The following is an 18,700-nucleotide window of genomic DNA, read 5'->3' as shown; positions in this document are numbered from 1 at the left end:
TTTTTTATTTAAAATAACCATGAATTCATTTGAATCTAGCAAGGTTTTCAATTAATTCGACCACATCTTCAATTAATTCGACCACATTTTGAATTAATTCGACCACATTTTGAATTAATTCGACCACTTTTTCAATTAATTCGACCAACTCCACAATTAATTCGACCAACTTGTAAATAACACTCCGGAATCCCTTTTCCGGTATCCTAATCAACCTCTCTCGCATATTAAAAACCACACAAAAAACCGGGTCAAATGCTCCCGGTTTCAAACTTACACAGTTTCAGATTTTTTATTTGAGCGGATTGGATACAAGGCTTTCTCCACTGTCTGGGCATTCTTTTCGGTAATTTCCGGTTTGCGCGGGATGGGCGGATACAAATCTTCAGGATCGTCCCACTCCTGTGGCAATTCTACGGGTGCTTGATCCTTCCACTCTTCTATCCACTCCTGCGGCAAGCTGCCATAACAGTTTGAGTTTTCAATCATTTCAAGCCAGATCAATGACCATGCTCTTGGTACAACGCGCCAAATATCGTAACCACCGCCGCCAACAGCAATCCATTTGCCGCCGCAATATTTATGGGCGACTTCATGGGCCAGCTTTGGGATTTCCCGATAAATTTTTATCGTAGACGATAAATGGGTCAATGGATCAAGATAATGAGCATCTGCTCCATTTTGCGTAAGAATCACGTCTGGTTTAAAGAATTCGGCAACTTCCATCAGGGCACTCCTATAAGCATCTAACCATGATTCATCCTCTGTGAAGGCGTCGACAGGGATATTGAAAGAATATCCATAGCCCTTGCCCTGGCCGCGTTCGTTAACATTTCCTGTACCCGGGAAAAGATAACGTCCTGTTTCATGAATCGATAGAGTGCATACATTAGGATCATCGTAAAATGACCATTGTACGCCATCTCCATGGTGGGCATCGGTATCGACATATAGTACCCGGGCATTGTATTTTTCCTGCAGGTATTTGATCGCTACGGAACTGTCATTATAAATACAGAAGCCCGACGCTTTTCCCCTGAAGCCGTGATGCAGGCCGCCGCCCAAATGAAGTGCATGGTTGGCTTTACCGGTCATGACATAATCCACTGCTGTCAGGGTGCCCCCAACAAGCAAAGCGCTCGCTTCATGCATATTAGCAAAAATCGGTGTGTCTTCCGTCCCCAGTCCATATCCTTCCGCGGATTCACCCTTAAGCTTTCCCTGGCCAGCAAGCTTAACAGCGTTTACAAAATTGGGGTCATGAACGAGGTGAAGTTCCTCATCCGTTGCCATCCGAGGCGCAACAATATGTTCCTCATCAATTGCGCCAATTTTACGCAGCAAATCCAGCGTAAGTTTCAACCGCATCTGGTTAAAAGGATGGTGGCTGCTGAAGCGGTAGTTCAGCAGCTCTTCGGAAAAGACGAATACAGAGCGATCGCTCATGATGAAACTCCTGGAAGGTTCGGCCAGAGTACATGATGTCCGGCCTTTTTCAAGTCCTCGATCACAGCGATTGGATTCATCGTCTGGATTCTTACGACGAGGATTTTATAACGTTCATCCTTTTGGTCAGGGTATACAAGTACGCTCTGGATATTGGCTTTCCTCATACTTATAACAGATGCGATTTCACAAAGCATTCCTGCTTTATTTGGCACCTTAACTTCGATTTGTGAGCCTGGCTGATGTGCACCAGTAAGCTCAACGAGTGTATGCAGAAGATCTGTCTCAGTGACGATACCTACCAGCTTTTTATCTTTGGTGATTGGCAGGCAGCTGATATTATGTTCATAAAAAATGGCCGAAATTTCTTCGACAAAATCTAGAGGGTGCCCAGTGATCACATTAGTCGTCATAATCGATTTAACTGGATTCTCGAGTTCACCCTTATGCTCATCCCAATGGAACACAGAAGGGGCGGCATCCTTGATGTCCCTGTCGGATATCAGTCCGATCACACTTTTGTCCTTATTCACTATTGGGATATGGCGAATCTTCTTATCCGCCATTAGCTTGATTGCATCCGCAATTGTATTTTCAGGAAAAAGTGTCGTGACATCCTTTTTCATAATTTCCTCGACGATCATGGTTCCTTCCTCCTTGAATGATGAGGTATCTATAATGTCATCAATACATAAAACGGTTCATAAAACGCAGTTGGTCAAACTGCTGGATTGATTCCGGCGCAATTCTCTTGCCGATTCGCGCCATCAGGCAGTTTGCTGGATGGGAGCTGATTTCCGGATCATCTGTCGCGTACCAGGTTAGGCCGCCAGCATTCATCATTTTTTCCATGACTTTGCGGTATTCCCAAACATTCAAGCCGGTACCTTTTAGGTCCCAATGCCAGTAGTATTCAGTCGTGATAATAATATAATCTTCCATCGCGTCATCCATCATGGAAACAATCAGTAAATTCTTGCCGACTCGGCTGCCGCGGAATTCAGGAATGACCTCGATTGCACCAAGTTCTATTAAATCTTCCATTTTTCCTTCTGACCATCTTTCAAGCGGGTCTGGGTAAAGGTAAGTAACATATCCCACAATCATATGGCCTGAGCGCGCTACGATGATACGTCCCTCGGGCAGACCGGCAATCTCAACCAATGCCTTGTGCTGCTGGGCAGGGGGACGAAACGCCACTAAGTCTTCATGGAATTCATAGCTTGCAAGTTTTTCAGGAGATATCGGGCCTTCAATGATCAAACGGCCATGAGGAGTTTTCAATTCTTTTGCGTTATAAGTCTTTTTATGTTCCATTCAGTCACCACCCGTCAACAATTCAAACTAATTCTATTATACATAAAATCTAACAGATAAAAGCGCTTTCACAAAATTTTCTGTATTTAAATATGAATTTTTTCGTAAAGAAAATCTACAAAATTATCGTTATGCTGGCCGTAAAACGGTGTGTACTTGTAATCCTTACTTACCTACAGAAGATTTTGAATCACAAATTATATTCTACTAATATTTTAAAAATTGAGAAAATCGAATTTTTATACTATAATGGATTTTAAATATAAAGCCAAGGGGGATGGATACATGAAGGTGGAAGCGCTACCAGTTACACAAGGGGATCATAACTTAAAAAATTATCAAGAGCTTCATGGCCAATTTGATTGGAGCGAAGCGGAGAAAGAGTTTTCCTGGTCTGAAACGGGCAGGGTCAATATGGCATATGAAGCAATTGATCGCCATGCAGAAGGATTCAGGAAAAATAAAATTGCGCTTTATTATCAGGATGGGGTGCGCAAGGAAAAATATACTTTTAAAGAGATGAAGGAGCTTTCAAATAAAGCTGGGAATGTCTTTAAAACTTATGCTGATGTTGAAAAAGGGGACCGTGTGTTTATCTTCATGCCTCGTTCTCCAGAACTGTATTTTGCTGTTCTCGGGGCGGTCAAGCTAGGCGCGATTGTAGGTCCATTATTTGAAGCATTCATGGAAGGTGCTGTCCGTGACAGACTGGAGGACAGTGGGGCAAAGGTATTGGTGACGACACCTGAGCTTCTTGAGCGTGTTCCTGTCGATGAGCTTCCTGATTTGAAGCATATTCTTCTTGTAGGCGACAATATCGAGGAAAACGACAAGTATGTTGATTTCAAGCAAAAACTAGCAGAGGCTAGCAAGAAGCTTGCTATTGAATGGGTTGACCGTACAGATGGCTTGATTTTACATTACACTTCGGGTTCAACTGGAAAACCTAAAGGCGTTCTCCATGTTCATAATGCGATGGTCCAGCATTATCAGACAGCCAAATGGGTACTTGACCTTAAAGAAGAAGATGTATACTGGTGCACAGCGGATCCTGGCTGGGTAACAGGAACTTCATACGGAATTTTCGGCCCATGGCTTGCAGGAACGTCTAATGTCATCATTGGCGGACGTTTCAATCCAGAGACATGGTATAAGATGATTGAAGAATACGGAGTGACTGTTTGGTACAGTGCCCCTACAGCCTTCAGAATGCTGATGGGAGCGGGCGATGAGGTAGTGAAGAAGTTCGACCTTAGCTGTCTGCGACATATCCTTAGTGTCGGTGAGCCACTGAACCCAGAGGTAGTCAGATGGGGAATGAAAGTGTTCAATCTGCGCATCCATGATACCTGGTGGATGACAGAGACGGGTGCACAATTAATCTGTAACTATCCAAGCATGGAAATCAAACCTGGATCAATGGGTAAACCAATTCCAGGGGTGAAGGCTGCGATTGTTGATGACCAGGGCAACGAATTGCCACCATACAGAATGGGCAATTTAGCAATCCAAAAGGGCTGGCCATCAATGATGCATACTATCTGGAACAACCCTCAGAAGTATGAGTCTTACTTCATGCCTGGTGACTGGTACGTTTCCGGTGACTCAGCGTATATGGATGAAGATGGCTACTTCTGGTTCCAGGGACGGATTGATGATGTCATCATGACTTCCGGTGAGCGTGTCGGACCATTTGAAGTTGAAAGCAAGCTGGTTGAACACCCTGCAGTTGCTGAAGCTGGTGTCATTGGCAAGCCAGACCCAGTCCGCGGCGAAATCATCAAGGCATTCATCGCATTGCGTGACGGTTATGAGCAGTCCGACGAACTAATCGAAGAGATCCGCCAATTCGTTAAAAGAGGCCTTGCAGCACATGCTGCTCCACGCGAAATTGAATTCCGCGATAAGCTGCCGAAGACACGAAGCGGTAAAATCATGCGCCGTGTATTGAAGGCTTGGGAACTTGACCTCCCAACTGGCGATTTGTCTACAATGGAAGACTAATAGAATACATGAAAAAGAGCGTGAAACTGAGTTTCACGCTCTTTTTGCGCCTGGAAATTCAAGCGCGAATTTTAGATACACAATTCTATTCATTCATTCTCAACAGTTCAGCAATTGTATCAGAGCTGCCAGGTGTGAATAAGTATAATGATAACCCAATAAACAAAATGCCCATCAGACCAGGTACTATAACCCTGCTTTTAAACAAAGAGTTATTTTTAAATGCGTATAAACCAGCTCTTAAAACAAGAAAAATCCCGGTAAAAAGAATGATAAAATAATAAAATCCCAATTCATCACCTCATTATTAGTTGATAATTGTACTTCATAATTTTAACATTAATTTCCAATTTATAAGAGGGGGGACTCGATAAATATGCTTTTACCAATAAAAAAAACAGTCCAATTCATTTCGAATTTGACTGTTAAAAGCGTGCTATTTACTTTTTTATCGTTTTTGTCTCCAAACTAATTACCATTCCCATCGCCGTTCCCGTTTCCATCACCTTCTCCTTCACCATCTCCATCACCGTCTCCAGGAGGTGGTGGCGGCGGTGGTTTAGGAGGATCCTTCGGTTTAGGATCAGTTGGCGGCGGGTCTTTCGGTTTAGGGTCTGCCGGAGGATCCTTAGGCTCTGGCTTCTGCCCGATTTCAATGATATTGGATGGAGCGGATTCTTTTCCGGCAATATCGACTGCCGTAACATAGAATGATCCGTCACCTGCATTGAAGCTCAGGGTTTCTCCTGCTTTGATGCTGCCGACTTTCTTCTTGTTGTTATAGATTCTGTATCCGACAATATCATTTTCTGGGTGCTTGCCCCAAGTGATGGTCTTGCCGGAAAGCTTGATTCCCAATGCTCCAGGAGTCTTGCCATTCTCACTAAGCTTATCATCCGCAACGAGAATTTTGTTCCATGCATCCTTTTTAGGGATAAGCTGCTGAGGATTTCTGATTTTATGGCCAATAATGCTTTCCATGTATTCCGGATTCAGGATTACTCCAGTGTCAGTGAATTCAGCTGGTGTTGAATCAAGAGCGATATAGCGCTTGTCACCAACGGTTACGAATTTGTTCTCGACAAGGCTGTCATCAACCTTTGATGGAGCATACTTTGCAATAAAGTAATCTGATTCAACAAGTCCAGCTTTAGAGCAAGCACTTGAAGGAAGCAAACCAGATACAGCACAATATGATCTTTTAACAATTCCACCAGGCATTTTGAATCGCTCTTCCGGATCTACTAGCTGAGGAGCAACGGAGTAAGCGTCATTCATTAGATCTGCCCAGATGTATTGTGTTCTGACTCCATAGGTAAGTCCGTTATATTTTCTTTCCAATGGTTTTGGTGTGTCATACCCAAGCCAGACACCGAAAGAGACATTTGGATTGGTAGCGACGAACCAAGAATCGATGTACTCATGCCCGGTACCTGTCTTGCCGGCCCAATCCGAACCGAACTTCAGCCTGCCTTTTACAGCAGTTGCCGTTCCGCGGTTGATAACATCACGCATCATATCAATCGTTAAGTAAGAAGTCTGCGGACTGAAAACATCAACTGGCTCAGATTTATGCTGGAATACGACTTCACCATTTTTGTCGACTATTTTCTCAATCATATAAGCATCAATGAACTTCCCGCCATTAGCGAATGTACCAAATGCGTTCGTGTTTTCTTCGACAGTGACACCGCCGCTCAAAGAACCGATAGCAGTTGAAAGGTTTTCATAATCATCTTTTTTAAGATTTGAGAATCCCATTTTATCAAGGAAGTTTGCTGGCCTCTGTCCAATAATGCTCTTGTAAGCTAGAACTGCTGGTACATTGTAAGATTTGGTCAGCGCATGCCTTGCTGAGGTCAATCCGCTGTATCTCATATCATAGTTATTTGGCCAAGGCTTACCTTTGCCATACAAGAATACTTCGACGTCAGGCAGTACAGACCCAGGATGCAGTTTCCCGAGCTCCATCGCTGGTGCATAAACCAAAAGTGGCTTCATCGTGGAACCGTTCTGTCTCGGAGCATTTGTTGCATGGTTGGTCTGCTCACGCTTAAAGCTTCGGCCGCCGACAAAACTGATGATCTTACCTGTTTTGTTCTCAATAAGAGTAGCACCGATTTCAACTGGCTCCTTTACCACGACTGTTTTGTTCGGATCATCCGGATCAGGGACTTCCTGAGGTTTTTCGCTTCCATAGTAAGGGTAATTCTTTGCAGTTTCCTGCATCTTTTCATAAATCTCTTTATTGATGGTCGTATAAATCTTATAACCATTCTGGCGGATGTCACGGTCTGCAAGTGCATGATATTCTGCCAGTAATTTCTCATCTTTCTTCAAATCTTCGAGTTCATATCCATCTCTTTCTGCGAGTATATTAGCCAGAATTTCAACGGAACGTGCCTCGATTTCAAACGTCAAGAATGGATATTGCTCAACCGTATTATCACTAGGAACTTCTTTTACAAAGTCTTTAGTGATATCATAGTTGATCGCTTCCTTAAACTCTTGATCAGAAATAAATCCAGCTCCATGCATTCTCGTAACAACTGTCTTGTACCTGGACAGGCCTGGTTCAAGTCCTGCCGGGTCCTTTAGCTTGCCGTGATCACTGCTGAAAGGTGTATAACCGAACGGGCTCTGCGGAAGTCCGGCGATAAAGGCAGCCTGTGGTAGGGTCAAATCCTTAGCGTCTTTTCCGAAGATTCCTTTAGCTGCGGCCTGGACACCGGCAATGTTGCTGCCGTTCGCGTTTCGTCCGAACGTAGCGACATTCAAGTAAGCTTCAAGGATTTCCTTTTTATCAAAAAATTTCTCGAGACGAAGGGCGAGCAGGATTTCTTTCGCTTTACGCTCGAAGGAGATTTCATTCGTCAGTATTTGGTTTTTGATAAGCTGCTGTGTCAGTGTACTTCCCCCGGAGGATGTCGCTGAGTTTGTGACCTCCTGGAATAGTGCACGCATGATTGCTTTTGGTACGACGCCATCATGCTCGTAAAAGTACTCATCTTCTGTTGCGACTACTGCATTTACCAAATGCTTCGACATATCGTCAAGCTTTACTTCCTCACGGTATAAATCCGTCCGGAGCTTGCCAAGATAAACATCGTTATCAAAATATAAATCCGAAGTTTCTTCATAGTTGTAAATGTCTTTCCTCATATTTTCATAAGGTCGGATTTGTTCATCTTTGACAAGGGATGCAAAATACCCTGCACCTGCTCCTCCGGCAAATCCGGCACCGAGGACAAGTACAATGATCAATAACAACAGCATGTTCCAGACAACTGAATAAGTAATCCTGGCTCCTTTTACGGTCTTTTTATTCGTAAAAAAAGCACCAAAGGATTTAAGCTTCTCTTTCCAAGCCTGTTTTCCTTCATGCATTCATATCATTCCCCCTAAAATCACATACATTATAGCATAAACAGGCTGTCGAATAGATGTTAAAGTGAATTTTTCTGAAAATTTATGTCGAATTTGACAACAAGTATTGCTTTATGGTAAAAATGCTTTATTAACTTTATAGTAAAAGCTTTGAAGGGAATTAGTAGTGTTTCTGTCAATGTTCCAGAAAGCCGGCGGCTGCTGTGAGCCGGTACAAACAGAAGGATGAATTACCTCCCCGAGCGCCGCAGTGAACATATTCATCAGTAGCCGCGGACGGTTTAACCGTTATTTTATTGAGTGGAAGACATGTTTTATTTTGTTTTCAAGCCGGGTGGTACCGCGCATATAGCGCCCCTGCATTTATTGCAGGGGCGTTTTTTATTTGGCTAAAACCCGGTTGCGAAATATATATTCGAATGGAGGAAGAAAAGATGGAATTACTAAAAGATCTCGAATGGCGCGGGATAATTTACCAGCAAACAGATGAAGAGGGAATGAAGGATCTGCTTTCAAAGGAGAAAATCTCTCTTTACTGCGGTGTCGATCCAACAGCGGACAGCATGCACATTGGCCACCTTCTTCCGTTCCTGACTCTGCGCCGTTTCCAAAATGCAGGGCATCGTCCGATAGTTCTTGTCGGAGGAGCGACTGGCTTGATTGGCGACCCAAGCGGCAAGAGTGAGGAGCGTAAACTGCAGACACTTGAGCAAGTACAGCTAAATGTAGATGGCATCAGAAAGCAGCTGGAGCAAATTTTCAGCGTGGAAGGTGAAAACGGCGCACTGATGGTCAACAACTACGATTGGGCAGGTTCCATGGATGTCGTTACATTCCTGCGTGACTTCGGAAAGCATGTTGGCGTGAATTACATGCTGGCAAAGGATACAATCGCTTCAAGACTTGAAACAGGTATCTCATTTACAGAATTCACATACACAATCCTGCAGGCGATGGATTTCTACCATTTATACGAAAAGCATAACTGCAAATTACAGATTGGCGGAAGCGACCAGTGGGGCAATATTACGACAGGCCTTGAACTGATCCGTAAAATGTCTGCAGAAGGTTCCAAAGCCTTTGGTCTGACAATCCCACTTGTTACGAAAGCAGACGGAACAAAATTCGGAAAATCAGAAAGTGGTGCTGTATGGCTTGACCCGGAAAAAACGTCACCGTACGAGTTCTACCAGTTCTGGATCAATACAGCTGATGCTGATGTTGTGAAATACTTGAAATTCTTCACTTTCTTAGAAAAAGAAGAAATCGAAGCGCTGGAAAAAGCTGTTTTGGAAGAACCACATCTTCGCAAGGCTCAAAAGGCTCTTGCAGAAGAAATGACACGTATGATTCATGGCGAAGAATCACTTCAGCAGGCAATCAGGATTTCAGCAGCACTTTTCAGTGGCGACATCAAGAACCTGAGCGCTGATGAAATCAAGCAAGGCTTCAAAGATGTACCTTCTTTTACAGTAGAAGGGGAAGAAGAGCAAGGATTAGTCGACCTGCTGGTTGCCGCGGAAATTTCGCCTTCCAAGCGCCAGGCACGTGAAGATGTATCAAACGGAGCAGTGTCCCTGAATGGAGAACGCGTCACTGACATTGCATACGTCCTTAGCGATGCAGACAAGATCGAAGGACAGTTCACGATCGTTCGCCGCGGCAAAAAGAAGTACTTTATGATTAAATACTAGAGCTCTTATCGCAAACCTTGTTGCTTCATGCGGAAAGCAGTAAAGATTAATGAAGAAAAACAGCCATCCTGGATATCAGGAGGCTGTTTTTAAGTTAGTTTGGTTTTTATAATTCTTTTATTCGCAAAAATGGAAGGTTTATTCGCGAAATTTATACTTTTATTCGCAAAAAAAGAAACTTATTCGCAAAAATCAATAGTTTATTCGCAAATGGTGAATTTTTACACTCTTTCCGCACCAAAACAAAAACCCCAGCCAAAACGGCCGGGGGTTTATTAAGCACTCTATTAACGAGAGTAGAATTCAACGATAAGAGCTTCGTTGATTTCAGCTGGAAGTTCAGAACGCTCAGGCATACGAGTGAAAGTTCCTTCTAGCTTGTCTGCATCGAAAGTCAAGAAGTCAGGTACGAAGTTGTTTACTTCGATTGCTTCTTTAACAACATCAAGGTTGCGTGACTTTTCACGAAGTGTGATTGTTTGTCCTGGAGCTACGCGGTAAGATGGGATATCTACGCGAGCGCCATCAACCATGATGTGGCCGTGGTTTACTAACTGGCGAGCTGCACGACGAGTGCGAGCAAGACCAAGACGGTAAACAACGTTGTCAAGACGAGCTTCAAGAAGAATCATGAAGTTTTCGCCGTGCTTACCAGGCATTTTGCCTGCTTTGTCGAACAAGTTACGGAACTGGCGCTCAGTAACTCCGTACATGTGGCGAAGCTTTTGCTTCTCTTGAAGTTGCAATCCGTATTCGGATAATTTTTTACGCTGGTTAGGACCATGAGGACCTGGTGCGTAAGGGCGTTTTTCTAATTCTTTACCTGTACCGCTTAGTGAAATTCCAAGACGGCGGGATAGTTTCCAGCTTGGGCCGGTATAACGAGCCATGAATGACTCCTCCTTAGTTTTTATTTTGTAAAATAAAAACAGATTGTGATTAAACATTTATGGGTATTTTGTTTTCATGTACCTTCGCCCTAGCAGCAGCGGGTTACGAGATACACCATCAAACAGTGTTTGAGGAACAAAATACATACATAATGTAGACCACATAGGCTGCGATATTTTACACAAAGAGTATTATATAATTTATGGTGCTATAAAGTCAAGGTCATAATTTCATTAAAGTAATTTTAATATGTCAGCTAACCATAAAAAGTTTGTCTTTTTATATCATACTATTTTACTAGGTCTATGGTATAATGAATAGTAATTGTTATATTTTTCAAATATTTGGATATTACCTTGCCGCGTGATGAATCATTTTAGTTTTTTCAGGCTGCTGCCTGTCCAAACAGCTACTTACAAATCGCTGTTAAGTGATTTTAAAACAGGTGATATATATGGAAGAATTATTGGAACGCGAGATTATATTAGAACTGAAAAGCCGATTTTTTGATTTGATCAGCACTGGCGGATTATCTTTTTCTTTCTCAGAAGTTCTCACTCAAATGATGGCTATTTTAAAAGAACTCCTGAAAGTTGATGAGATTGATTTCTACGGCTGCCAGGAATGGAAACAGGGAATGCATCTGGAGGCTACAACACGTTTATCGACAAATGACGAAGTGATCGGCACTTTTCCAGATTGTCTGTTAAGTGAATTGGCTGAGAAACCCTATTCTTTCATTAAATATCCAAAATCTATGCCTCAGTACGAACTGTTGCTTGTCTTGGCCGCTAATGAAAAACCTAAGGGTCTGTTTGGCTTTCAATTCACCGGTGGTTCACTATCCCGGTTATCAGACCGGTTCTTTAATAACCTTTCTTTTGAGTGCAATGTATTTATTGATAAGGCGCGTAGCCTTGCGGATACAATGGAAGAAGAAAAAAGATATAAGCAATTATTCAGGGTGACGAAGAAATTCCATTCGACGATGGATATGGATGCCGTGCTCGGTGAAATCATTTCCACACTAAGAGAAGTATATCCTACTTTCAACTATTACCTGCTATTATCCCATGACCATAAGGGGTATGAAGGATTGCCGGTTAAAGACCTTGAATACGATAGTGACAACCTGACTGCGATGCAATCATATGTAAGCGGGCAGATCCAGTTCGAGGACTCAGTCACTGAAAAAAATTCAATCATGTACGCTCCTCTGAAAGGCAAACAGGGTGTTTACGGAGTTTTGCAGGTGAATGCCCCTAATTCACTTGTTTTCCCGCAAAATGAAGTTGAGTTCATCAAGCTGCTCGCCAACACCGCAGGCAGTGCGCTCGAAAACGCCAAGCTATATGAGCAATCCAGGAAATTGATTGCCGATTTGCAGTTAATCAATGAAACCTCGCATCAGTTGAATACTAGTTTACGGCTGACAGATACGATGAAGTTTATCTGCGGACAAATTATCAAATCCTTTAATGCTCAGGAAGTCGGTTTCATCATGCTTGATGAAGACCATGATGATTACTCAGTTCTGCAAGGCAGCACAAGCTTTTTCTTTTCAAAGGATGCTTCAAGCTATATATTGAGGATTGCCAAACGAATCAAGCAGGAAATGGAACCACTATTCATCGGAGATATCTCCTCTGATAGCGAAGACTCATCTTTACACTTCCACTCGATTATGGGTGTCCCAATGATCCAGAGTGGGGAATTAAAGGGATTTGCACTTGTCATGCATGAGGCGCCGTATCACTTTGCATTTGATACGTTCAAGCTGCTCCAGTCTCTTATCCACCATTCAACTTTGGCATTTACCAATTCGATGCTGCGTGAAGAGTTGGAAAAAATGGTTGTGACGGATCACTTGACGAAACTGTATTCTCGTGGGTATTTAGATGACAAAATGAATCTTTCCATGCTTGAAGATCAGCAGGGAACCTTTATTTTGATTGATATTGATAATTTTAAAAGTGTTAATGATCAGTATGGCCATCAGGTGGGAGACGAGGTACTCATTCAGCTGGCCCGCCAGATTTCGAAGAATATTCGGGGAACTGACATCGGTGCCAGATGGGGCGGGGAGGAACTGGCGATTTATCTTCCAGGAGCACCTCTCGAGACTGGTGTCATGATTGCAAATAGGCTAGTAGACAAAGTTGAGAAACATACGAACCCTAAGGTCACGGTTTCATGCGGGGTATCCACTTGGATCAGGGGACAGGAAGACACGACCAAAACCGTGTTCAAAAGGGCAGACCAGGCTCTTTATATAGCAAAGGGCTCAGGGAAAAATAAAGTAGTTGTCCAGAATGAAAATCAATCTTGCTTTCGTGGTAAGTTATAAATTTCACTTTGAGAATTGTCCAGCTCCAGCGCCTAGCCCCTCGAGACGCTTCGGTCCTGCCAATGAAGTCAAAGAACGACTTCACTGTCAGGCCCTCCAGCGCTTGTCGGGGCTGACCAAGGCGCTTTCGCTTTTCTAATTAGCACTCAGGAATGAGTGCTTTTTTCGTTTAATGGACAACAGGACTTTTTATATTAGTGTGAGAGAAATTACTTTCAATCAAGGGGTAAATGTCATATCCTGATTATGGGGGTAAATTGTAAGCGTTTACAGAACATATAGGAGGAATCGTAATGGGAGAGAAAAGATTCGAAACAAAAGTTATCCATTCTGGATATAAGTCGGACGAATTCAGGGGAAGCCTTGCGCCTCCGTTATTTCAAACTAGTACGTTCACTTTCGATTCTGCTGAACAGGGGGAAAGGCGCTTTGCCGGAGAAGAAGAAGGGTTCATATATTCACGTCTTGGAAACCCTACAGTTGCAATGCTTGAGGAGCGGATGGCAACGATCGAAAAAGGGGAAAAAGCCCTTGCGTTTGGATCAGGGATGGCTGCTGTCTCTGCTATATTAGTAGCGCTGACACGTACAGGCGACCATATTCTTTGCTCACAGGGCGTGTATGGCTGTACGTTCGGACTTCTGCAGCTCATGAAGGAAAAATATGAGATCAACCATGATTTTTCGATGATGTCGACTAGAGAAGAAGTATTGGCTGCCATTACCCCAGAGACAAGAGTCATCTATATCGAAACGCCGATCAACCCAACAATGAGACTGGTTGACCTGGAAATGGTCGCGGATGTTGCGAAGGAAAAAGGGATTCCGGTAGTTGTTGATAATACATTCAGTTCGCCATATCTCCAGAATCCGCTCGAACTTGGCTGTGATTTCGTCATCCACAGCGCAACGAAGTATATTTGCGGACATGGTGATGTGATTGCCGGTGTAGCAGTGGGGCCGAAGGAGATCATGACTAAAATATCGATGACAACGCAAAAGGACATTGGCGGCGTGATTTCTCCATTTGATGCATGGTTATTGCTTCGTGGTTTAAAGACATTGCCAGTAAGGATGGATCGTCATTGTGACAATGCTGAAAAATTAGCAGCCTATCTTTCTGATCATCATGCAGTGGAAGAGGTCATTTTCCCTGGAGACCCTAAGCATCCCGATTATGCAATTGCGAAAAAACAAATGCGCAAGCCGGGCGGCCTTATTTCCTTCAACATCAAAGGAGGCCAAAAAGAAGCGCAGGCATTCATCAATAAGTTAAAGCTTATTAAAATAGCAGTAAGCCTAGGTGATGCAGAAACTCTGATCCAGCATCCTGCGACGATGACACATGCAGTAGTACCAAAAGAAGCAAGAGAAAAAATGGGTATCAAAGACAATATGCTCAGGTTGTCAGTTGGACTGGAAGCATGGGAAGATATCAGGGATGACCTTGAAGCAGCATTCGAGGCTGTAAGGAAAGAAAGTACCATGGAGACGGGATCAATTTAAACAGCAACCAAATGAAGCCAAAACCCTCCCTAAAATAAGGGAGGGTTTCTTAAGCTTTTCTTATATAAACTGCACCAGCATTTCAACGAATTCCTCGAGCTTTTGCTGGTCTAATTCGTCAAAACGATTTTTTTCTGGTGAGTCGATATCAAGGACACCAATTACGTTCCCGTCTTTAACGATTGGAACGACGATTTCTGATTGAGACGCGGCATCACATGCGATGTGGCCAGGGAATGCATGGACATCTTCAACTCTTAATGTTTCCTGCTTGGATGCGGCAGTTCCGCAAACTCCTTTACCGAGCGGGATCCTTACACATGCTGGAAGGCCCTGGAATGGTCCGAGGACAAGCTCGCCATCTTCCATCAGGTAAAAGCCTACCCAGTTGACGCGATCGAGAAATTGGTTCAATAAAGCAGAAGCGTTGCTGAAATTCGCAATCGCATTCTTTTCATCTTCCACCAATGCTTTGAGTTGCTTTATCAATAAATCGTAATTTTTTTCACGGCTGTCGCTGTATGTTTCGACTTTAAACACAGTTTTTCCCCCTCATTCTTGGAGTTTTAATCTACATTGTATCAAAAATCGGCGAAACAATGGAGACTTTGTCGAGCTTTTTGTAAAGGAAATTTAAATGATTTCCAGAAAGGTAAACAGTAAGGTTAATTGCGGAAAGTGAGGGGTGGAGCAATGAGAAAAAATTCAAAAGCTGCGATTATTGATGCGGCCATCTACTTATTCAATACGAAGGGGTTCAATGGGACATCAGTAAGGGATATTGCGGCAAAGGCAGACGTAAATGCAGCGAATATCTCATACTACTTCCGGAATAAGAATGGACTCCTCGAAAATTGTTTTACCGTTTTTTTTGAAAGCTATCTTGAAGAATTGGAAAAGGGCTTTTCCTTATTGGAGTGCGGTGCGGAGCTATGCCTGAATGCGATGGTGGACAATGTATTGAGGTACCAGTGCCAAAACAGTCAATTGACAAGGTTTATTTTAAGAGAAATGACAATAGACTCGCAGGTTGTCAGGGAAATTATGTCGACCTACCATGTAAAAGAACGCTATATGTTTAAAAAGGTGCTTGAAGCTGGCATGGGGAATGGGGAATTTAAAAAGCATTCCATCCAGTTCAGCATTTTACAGTTAAAAGGGCTGCTATCGATGCCGTTTTTGAATACCCATTATGTGACGGAGGTTCTGCATGTGCAGCCTCATGAAAAATACTTTGCGGATATGCTCAGCTATGAGATTTCACAATGGATCAAAGGAACGCTTTGTACCGATCATCAAGTGCAGGAGAAAATGTTGATCAATATATAGGAAACCGTTAAAGCTGCCGGTTTCCTTATTTTTTTTATAGCATTCTATCCAGCCCTTGTCCCAGCTCCTTCGCCTGGTGCGCATCTGATCCGTAAACGAGTCCGATTCCACGCTTTTTGGCTTCGCTTATTACCCAATCTGGAGGATATGGCTCTCGGCATAAAGGTTTTGCTGTTCCCGCCCCGTTATAATCTAACTCATAGCCCTGCTTCGCAACGATCTCCAGTATTTCAATGATCTCAGCATTGCATTCCAGCGCGACAGGGTATTTTAAGCGGAATTTATTCGCCAGGGTAATATGCCCGATTCTTTTGGGCTTATATGGACCCAGGTCAGCAAGAATGGATTTCAATACAGTTTGATAGTAGAATCGATGGATAGTGTCCACAGACCCATATTCTTTCACCATCTCCCCAAAGTTGTCCGGACTATAATCAAGACAATCATATTTTCCAGAGGAATTTTTCAAAAAATGAACTGATAGAACGGCGTCATCGAGACGAGGACCGAACTCGTTGAGGAAATTGGCAGTCTGAAGTTCGTATCCTTCGATAAAATCAATCTCAAAACCAGTATTGATTTTAATTTTTCCGTAGTATTTTCCCTTCGCATCTTCGATAGCTTGAAAATATGGCTCCAAATCCTCATAACGCATTGCGCTATCCTTCATTGGTGTAGGATCTATGAATCCTTCCGGTAAAGGGGCGTGCTCAGCGAACGTGATTTCTGTATAGCCAAGCTCCAGGGCTCTCTCGACGTAATCTTCAATCGAATCTTTAGTGCCATGCGGGCAAAAAGATGTGTGTACGTGCCCATCTTTCATGATTTCAGGCCTCCTAAAGTAATATATTATGCAAGATTTCAAGTTAAATCGGCTTAATTCGGATAATTTCAACAAAAAATATGAATTTAATAGTCAAAAATTGTCGTTTACATGGTAATATAAATACATTATACACGCATTTATAAATTCATTTTATATAGAAGAATTCAGAACTTGGAATTTGTGAGGCCAGGGGGATAACAATGGAGTACATAATTGGCGGAATTGCTTTATTAATAATTCTTTTTTTAATCGGATATTTTATGAAACGTAAGTATTACAGTGAAGTCGACCGGTACGAATCATGGAAGATCGATATCATGAACCGGCCAGTGCTGGATGAAATGTCAAAGGTAAAACAGTTGAACATGACAGGCCAGACGGAGGAGCTTTTCGAGCGATGGCGCCAGGAATGGGATGAACTTGTTACGTCCAAGCTCCCGGGCATCGAAGATTATTTGTTCGATGCGGAAGAGTACATTGACAAATACAGGTTCAAAAAGGCGAAGGAGTCTCTTTCCGTCATTGATCGCAAGCTTACGGAAACAGAGGATAAGATTAAAAAGATCCTCGGTGAGTTGAATGAACTTGTCGGAAGCGAAGAAAAAAACCGTGAAGAAATCGATGGGCTGAAAGAGCAATACAGAGATAATAAGAAGAATCTTCTTTCACACCGCCACAGCTTTGGAAGCGCGGAGGCCAGTCTCGAAGCTATGCTTGAAAACATCCAGGCAAAGTTTATCGAGTTTGATGAGAAAACAGATAATGGCAATTACCTTGAAGCAAGGGAAATTGTGTTGTCCATCCAGGCAATGCTTGAACAGGTATCCAGCAAAATGGAATCCATTCCAGCGCTGCTGCATGATTGCCAGTCGGTTATTCCTGCCCAAGTCAGCGACCTGAAGGATGGAGTCAGGGAGATGGCTGCACAGGGATATGTACTTGACCATTTGAACGCAGAAAAAGAGGTTGAGGAAATCGGAAAGCAATTGACTGAATATCGGGCTTCCCTGGAAAAGGGCGATGTTGAAATCGCCGAACAGGGTATTCAGGGGTTAAAGGAACGTGTTGAGAAGTTATTCGATCTTCTTGAAGCTGAGGTCCTTGCTAAACAATACATTACAAAGACAGAACACGAAGCAAAAGAAACCCTTGTAAAAGCAATAACAGAAAGCAAGACGCTGAAAGAAGAAACAAAGCATATCCAGGAGAGCTATCACCTGAATGATAAAGAGCTGTCAGCGCAAACGAATGTAGAACAACAGCTCAAAGGCCTGCTTAAGCGCTTTGAGTTAATCGATCACCGGATTACTGAAAACGACACAGCGCAGAGCCTGATAAAGTTGGAGCTTGAAGAAGCGAAGCAGCAGCTTGATGCACTTGTTGAAGATCAAAAGGGATTGATGGAAAAGTTGAGTGCTCTAAGGAAGGATGAAATGGCGGCTAGGGATAAAGTATGGGATCTGTCGAAAAAGATTTCCGAACTGATCCGTATCGTCTCCAAAAGCAATATGCCTGGTTTGTCACAGGAATACAAATACCTTCTTGAAGATGCAAATGAGAGTATCAAACAAGTCAATGAAAAGCTTGAGGAAAAGCCACTTGATATTCCTGTTGTCCAACAGTATTTGGAAATCGCTGTACTGACAGTTGAAAAGCTTGAAGCATCGACTGAAGAAATCGTCGAGACAGTCATGCTGGCTGAGCGAGTCATTCAATATGGCAACAGGTACCGCAGCCGATATCCTTCGGTTGATCGGGGACTTCGCGAAGCAGAAGAGTATTTCCGAAATTATGATTATCGCGATGCTCTTGAACAGGCAGCTACTTCGATTGAGGAAGTAGAACCTGGTGCACTGAAGAGAATCGAGCAAATGTTAGCTGAAAAAGAGTAGTCAAAAACGTGGGTCTCCGGCATGGAGACCTGTTTTTTTGGGAGATGCTGCCTTTCGGGCAT

At 43.1% G+C, this 18,700-nt stretch carries 15 protein-coding genes and 1 other annotated feature; of the genes, 6 read left to right on the top strand and 9 right to left on the bottom strand.

Features of this window, described 5'->3' with window-relative positions:
• Window positions 1-25: 25 nt before the first annotated feature.
• The 4 genes from ACH0QE_RS19105 to ACH0QE_RS19090 are packed head-to-tail and all read right to left on the bottom strand — an operon-like array spanning window position 26 to window position 2,763.
• Entirely contained in the window at window positions 26-226 is a 201-nt protein-coding gene (locus ACH0QE_RS19105; protein WP_415802070.1) for a hypothetical protein, read from the bottom strand.
• Between the two features lie 47 nt (window positions 227-273).
• Window positions 274-1,446, bottom strand: coding sequence for an acetoin utilization protein AcuC (locus tag ACH0QE_RS19100; RefSeq protein ID WP_415802069.1), 1,173 nt, complete (start codon window positions 1,444-1,446; stop codon window positions 274-276).
• A complete protein-coding gene (locus ACH0QE_RS19095; RefSeq protein WP_415802067.1) occupies window positions 1,443-2,090 on the bottom strand; it encodes an acetoin utilization AcuB family protein in 648 nt (215 codons plus the stop codon). Before ACH0QE_RS19095 ends, ACH0QE_RS19100 begins: the two co-directional genes overlap by 4 nt.
• A gap of 40 nt (window positions 2,091-2,130) precedes the next feature.
• Window positions 2,131-2,763: a GNAT family N-acetyltransferase gene (locus tag ACH0QE_RS19090; protein WP_415802066.1), complete on the bottom strand. Its 633-nt coding sequence runs from the start codon at window positions 2,761-2,763 to the stop codon at window positions 2,131-2,133.
• Window positions 2,764-3,048: 285 nt separating this feature from the next.
• Between ACH0QE_RS19090 and acsA the strand changes: the two genes are divergently transcribed.
• On the top strand, window positions 3,049-4,767 hold the full coding sequence (gene acsA, locus ACH0QE_RS19085; protein WP_415802065.1) for an acetate--CoA ligase: 1,719 nt from the start codon (window positions 3,049-3,051) through the stop codon (window positions 4,765-4,767).
• Between the two features lie 85 nt (window positions 4,768-4,852).
• On the opposite strand, the gene ACH0QE_RS19080 is transcribed toward acsA, so the two are convergent.
• Both ACH0QE_RS19080 and ACH0QE_RS19075 read right to left on the bottom strand, forming a co-directional pair.
• Complete coding sequence (locus ACH0QE_RS19080; protein ID WP_415802064.1) at window positions 4,853-5,059, bottom strand: hypothetical protein; 207 nt, start codon at window positions 5,057-5,059, stop codon at window positions 4,853-4,855.
• A gap of 176 nt (window positions 5,060-5,235) precedes the next feature.
• Complete coding sequence (locus ACH0QE_RS19075) at window positions 5,236-8,154, bottom strand: transglycosylase domain-containing protein (protein ID WP_415802063.1); 2,919 nt, start codon at window positions 8,152-8,154, stop codon at window positions 5,236-5,238.
• Between the two features lie 141 nt (window positions 8,155-8,295).
• Window positions 8,296-8,516, top strand: a binding site (T-box leader).
• Between the two features lie 72 nt (window positions 8,517-8,588).
• Between ACH0QE_RS19075 and tyrS the strand changes: the two genes are divergently transcribed.
• On the top strand, window positions 8,589-9,848 hold the full coding sequence (gene tyrS / locus ACH0QE_RS19070) for a tyrosine--tRNA ligase (protein ID WP_415802062.1): 1,260 nt from the start codon (window positions 8,589-8,591) through the stop codon (window positions 9,846-9,848).
• Between the two features lie 287 nt (window positions 9,849-10,135).
• Here tyrS and rpsD read toward each other — a convergent pair whose 3' ends face one another.
• The gene (gene rpsD / locus ACH0QE_RS19065) at window positions 10,136-10,738 is read right to left on the bottom strand and encodes a 30S ribosomal protein S4 (protein WP_079510073.1); all 603 of its coding nucleotides are present in this window, start codon (window positions 10,736-10,738) and stop codon (window positions 10,136-10,138) included.
• A gap of 455 nt (window positions 10,739-11,193) precedes the next feature.
• Here rpsD and ACH0QE_RS19060 point away from each other — a divergent pair, with 455 nt between their 5' ends.
• The gene (locus ACH0QE_RS19060; protein ID WP_415802061.1) at window positions 11,194-13,086 is read left to right on the top strand and encodes a sensor domain-containing diguanylate cyclase; all 1,893 of its coding nucleotides are present in this window, start codon (window positions 11,194-11,196) and stop codon (window positions 13,084-13,086) included.
• A 293-nt stretch (window positions 13,087-13,379) separates the two neighbouring features.
• The gene (gene megL / locus ACH0QE_RS19055) at window positions 13,380-14,591 is read left to right on the top strand and encodes a methionine gamma-lyase (RefSeq protein ID WP_415802060.1); all 1,212 of its coding nucleotides are present in this window, start codon (window positions 13,380-13,382) and stop codon (window positions 14,589-14,591) included.
• Between the two features lie 60 nt (window positions 14,592-14,651).
• Here the strand turns inward: megL and ACH0QE_RS19050 are convergent, their stop codons facing one another.
• Entirely contained in the window at window positions 14,652-15,131 is a 480-nt protein-coding gene (locus ACH0QE_RS19050) for a GAF domain-containing protein (protein WP_415802059.1), read from the bottom strand.
• 153 nt (window positions 15,132-15,284) lie between these two features.
• On the opposite strand from ACH0QE_RS19050, the gene refZ reads away from it, so the two are divergent.
• Complete coding sequence (gene refZ, locus ACH0QE_RS19045; protein WP_415802058.1) at window positions 15,285-15,920, top strand: forespore capture DNA-binding protein RefZ; 636 nt, start codon at window positions 15,285-15,287, stop codon at window positions 15,918-15,920.
• 34 nt (window positions 15,921-15,954) lie between these two features.
• Here refZ and hisJ read toward each other — a convergent pair whose 3' ends face one another.
• Complete coding sequence (gene hisJ, locus ACH0QE_RS19040; protein WP_415802057.1) at window positions 15,955-16,743, bottom strand: histidinol-phosphatase HisJ; 789 nt, start codon at window positions 16,741-16,743, stop codon at window positions 15,955-15,957.
• 203 nt (window positions 16,744-16,946) lie between these two features.
• Between hisJ and ezrA the strand changes: the two genes are divergently transcribed.
• Window positions 16,947-18,638: a septation ring formation regulator EzrA gene (gene ezrA / locus ACH0QE_RS19035; RefSeq protein ID WP_415802056.1), complete on the top strand. Its 1,692-nt coding sequence runs from the start codon at window positions 16,947-16,949 to the stop codon at window positions 18,636-18,638.
• Window positions 18,639-18,700: the final 62 nt, after the last annotated feature.

The sequence above is a fragment of the Mesobacillus sp. genome, from assembly GCF_047739415.1.
GTDB lineage: Bacteria > Bacillota > Bacilli > Bacillales > Cytobacillaceae > Mesobacillus.
The sequence above is the reverse complement of the archived record's forward strand: the minus strand, read 5'-3'. Positions and strand labels throughout refer to the sequence as shown.

Bases quoted from the DNA above. Each gene is read 5' to 3' on its own strand.
- refZ (WP_415802058.1), top strand. From the start codon at position 15,285: ATGAGAAAAAATTCAAAAGCTGCGATTATTGATGCGGCCATCTACTTA.
- tyrS (WP_415802062.1), top strand. From the start codon at position 8,589: ATGGAATTACTAAAAGATCTCGAATGGCGCGGGATAATTTACCAGCAA.
- megL (WP_415802060.1), top strand. From the start codon at position 13,380: ATGGGAGAGAAAAGATTCGAAACAAAAGTTATCCATTCTGGATATAAG.
- ACH0QE_RS19100 (WP_415802069.1), bottom strand. From the start codon at position 1,446: ATGAGCGATCGCTCTGTATTCGTCTTTTCCGAAGAGCTGCTGAACTAC.
- ACH0QE_RS19095 (WP_415802067.1), bottom strand. From the start codon at position 2,090: ATGATCGTCGAGGAAATTATGAAAAAGGATGTCACGACACTTTTTCCT.
- ACH0QE_RS19090 (WP_415802066.1), bottom strand. From the start codon at position 2,763: ATGGAACATAAAAAGACTTATAACGCAAAAGAATTGAAAACTCCTCAT.
- ACH0QE_RS19105 (WP_415802070.1), bottom strand. From the start codon at position 226: ATGCGAGAGAGGTTGATTAGGATACCGGAAAAGGGATTCCGGAGTGTT.
- hisJ (WP_415802057.1), bottom strand. From the start codon at position 16,743: ATGAAAGATGGGCACGTACACACATCTTTTTGCCCGCATGGCACTAAA.
- rpsD (WP_079510073.1), bottom strand. From the start codon at position 10,738: ATGGCTCGTTATACCGGCCCAAGCTGGAAACTATCCCGCCGTCTTGGA.
- acsA (WP_415802065.1), top strand. From the start codon at position 3,049: ATGAAGGTGGAAGCGCTACCAGTTACACAAGGGGATCATAACTTAAAA.
- ACH0QE_RS19060 (WP_415802061.1), top strand. From the start codon at position 11,194: ATGGAAGAATTATTGGAACGCGAGATTATATTAGAACTGAAAAGCCGA.
- ezrA (WP_415802056.1), top strand. From the start codon at position 16,947: ATGGAGTACATAATTGGCGGAATTGCTTTATTAATAATTCTTTTTTTA.
- ACH0QE_RS19075 (WP_415802063.1), bottom strand. From the start codon at position 8,154: ATGCATGAAGGAAAACAGGCTTGGAAAGAGAAGCTTAAATCCTTTGGT.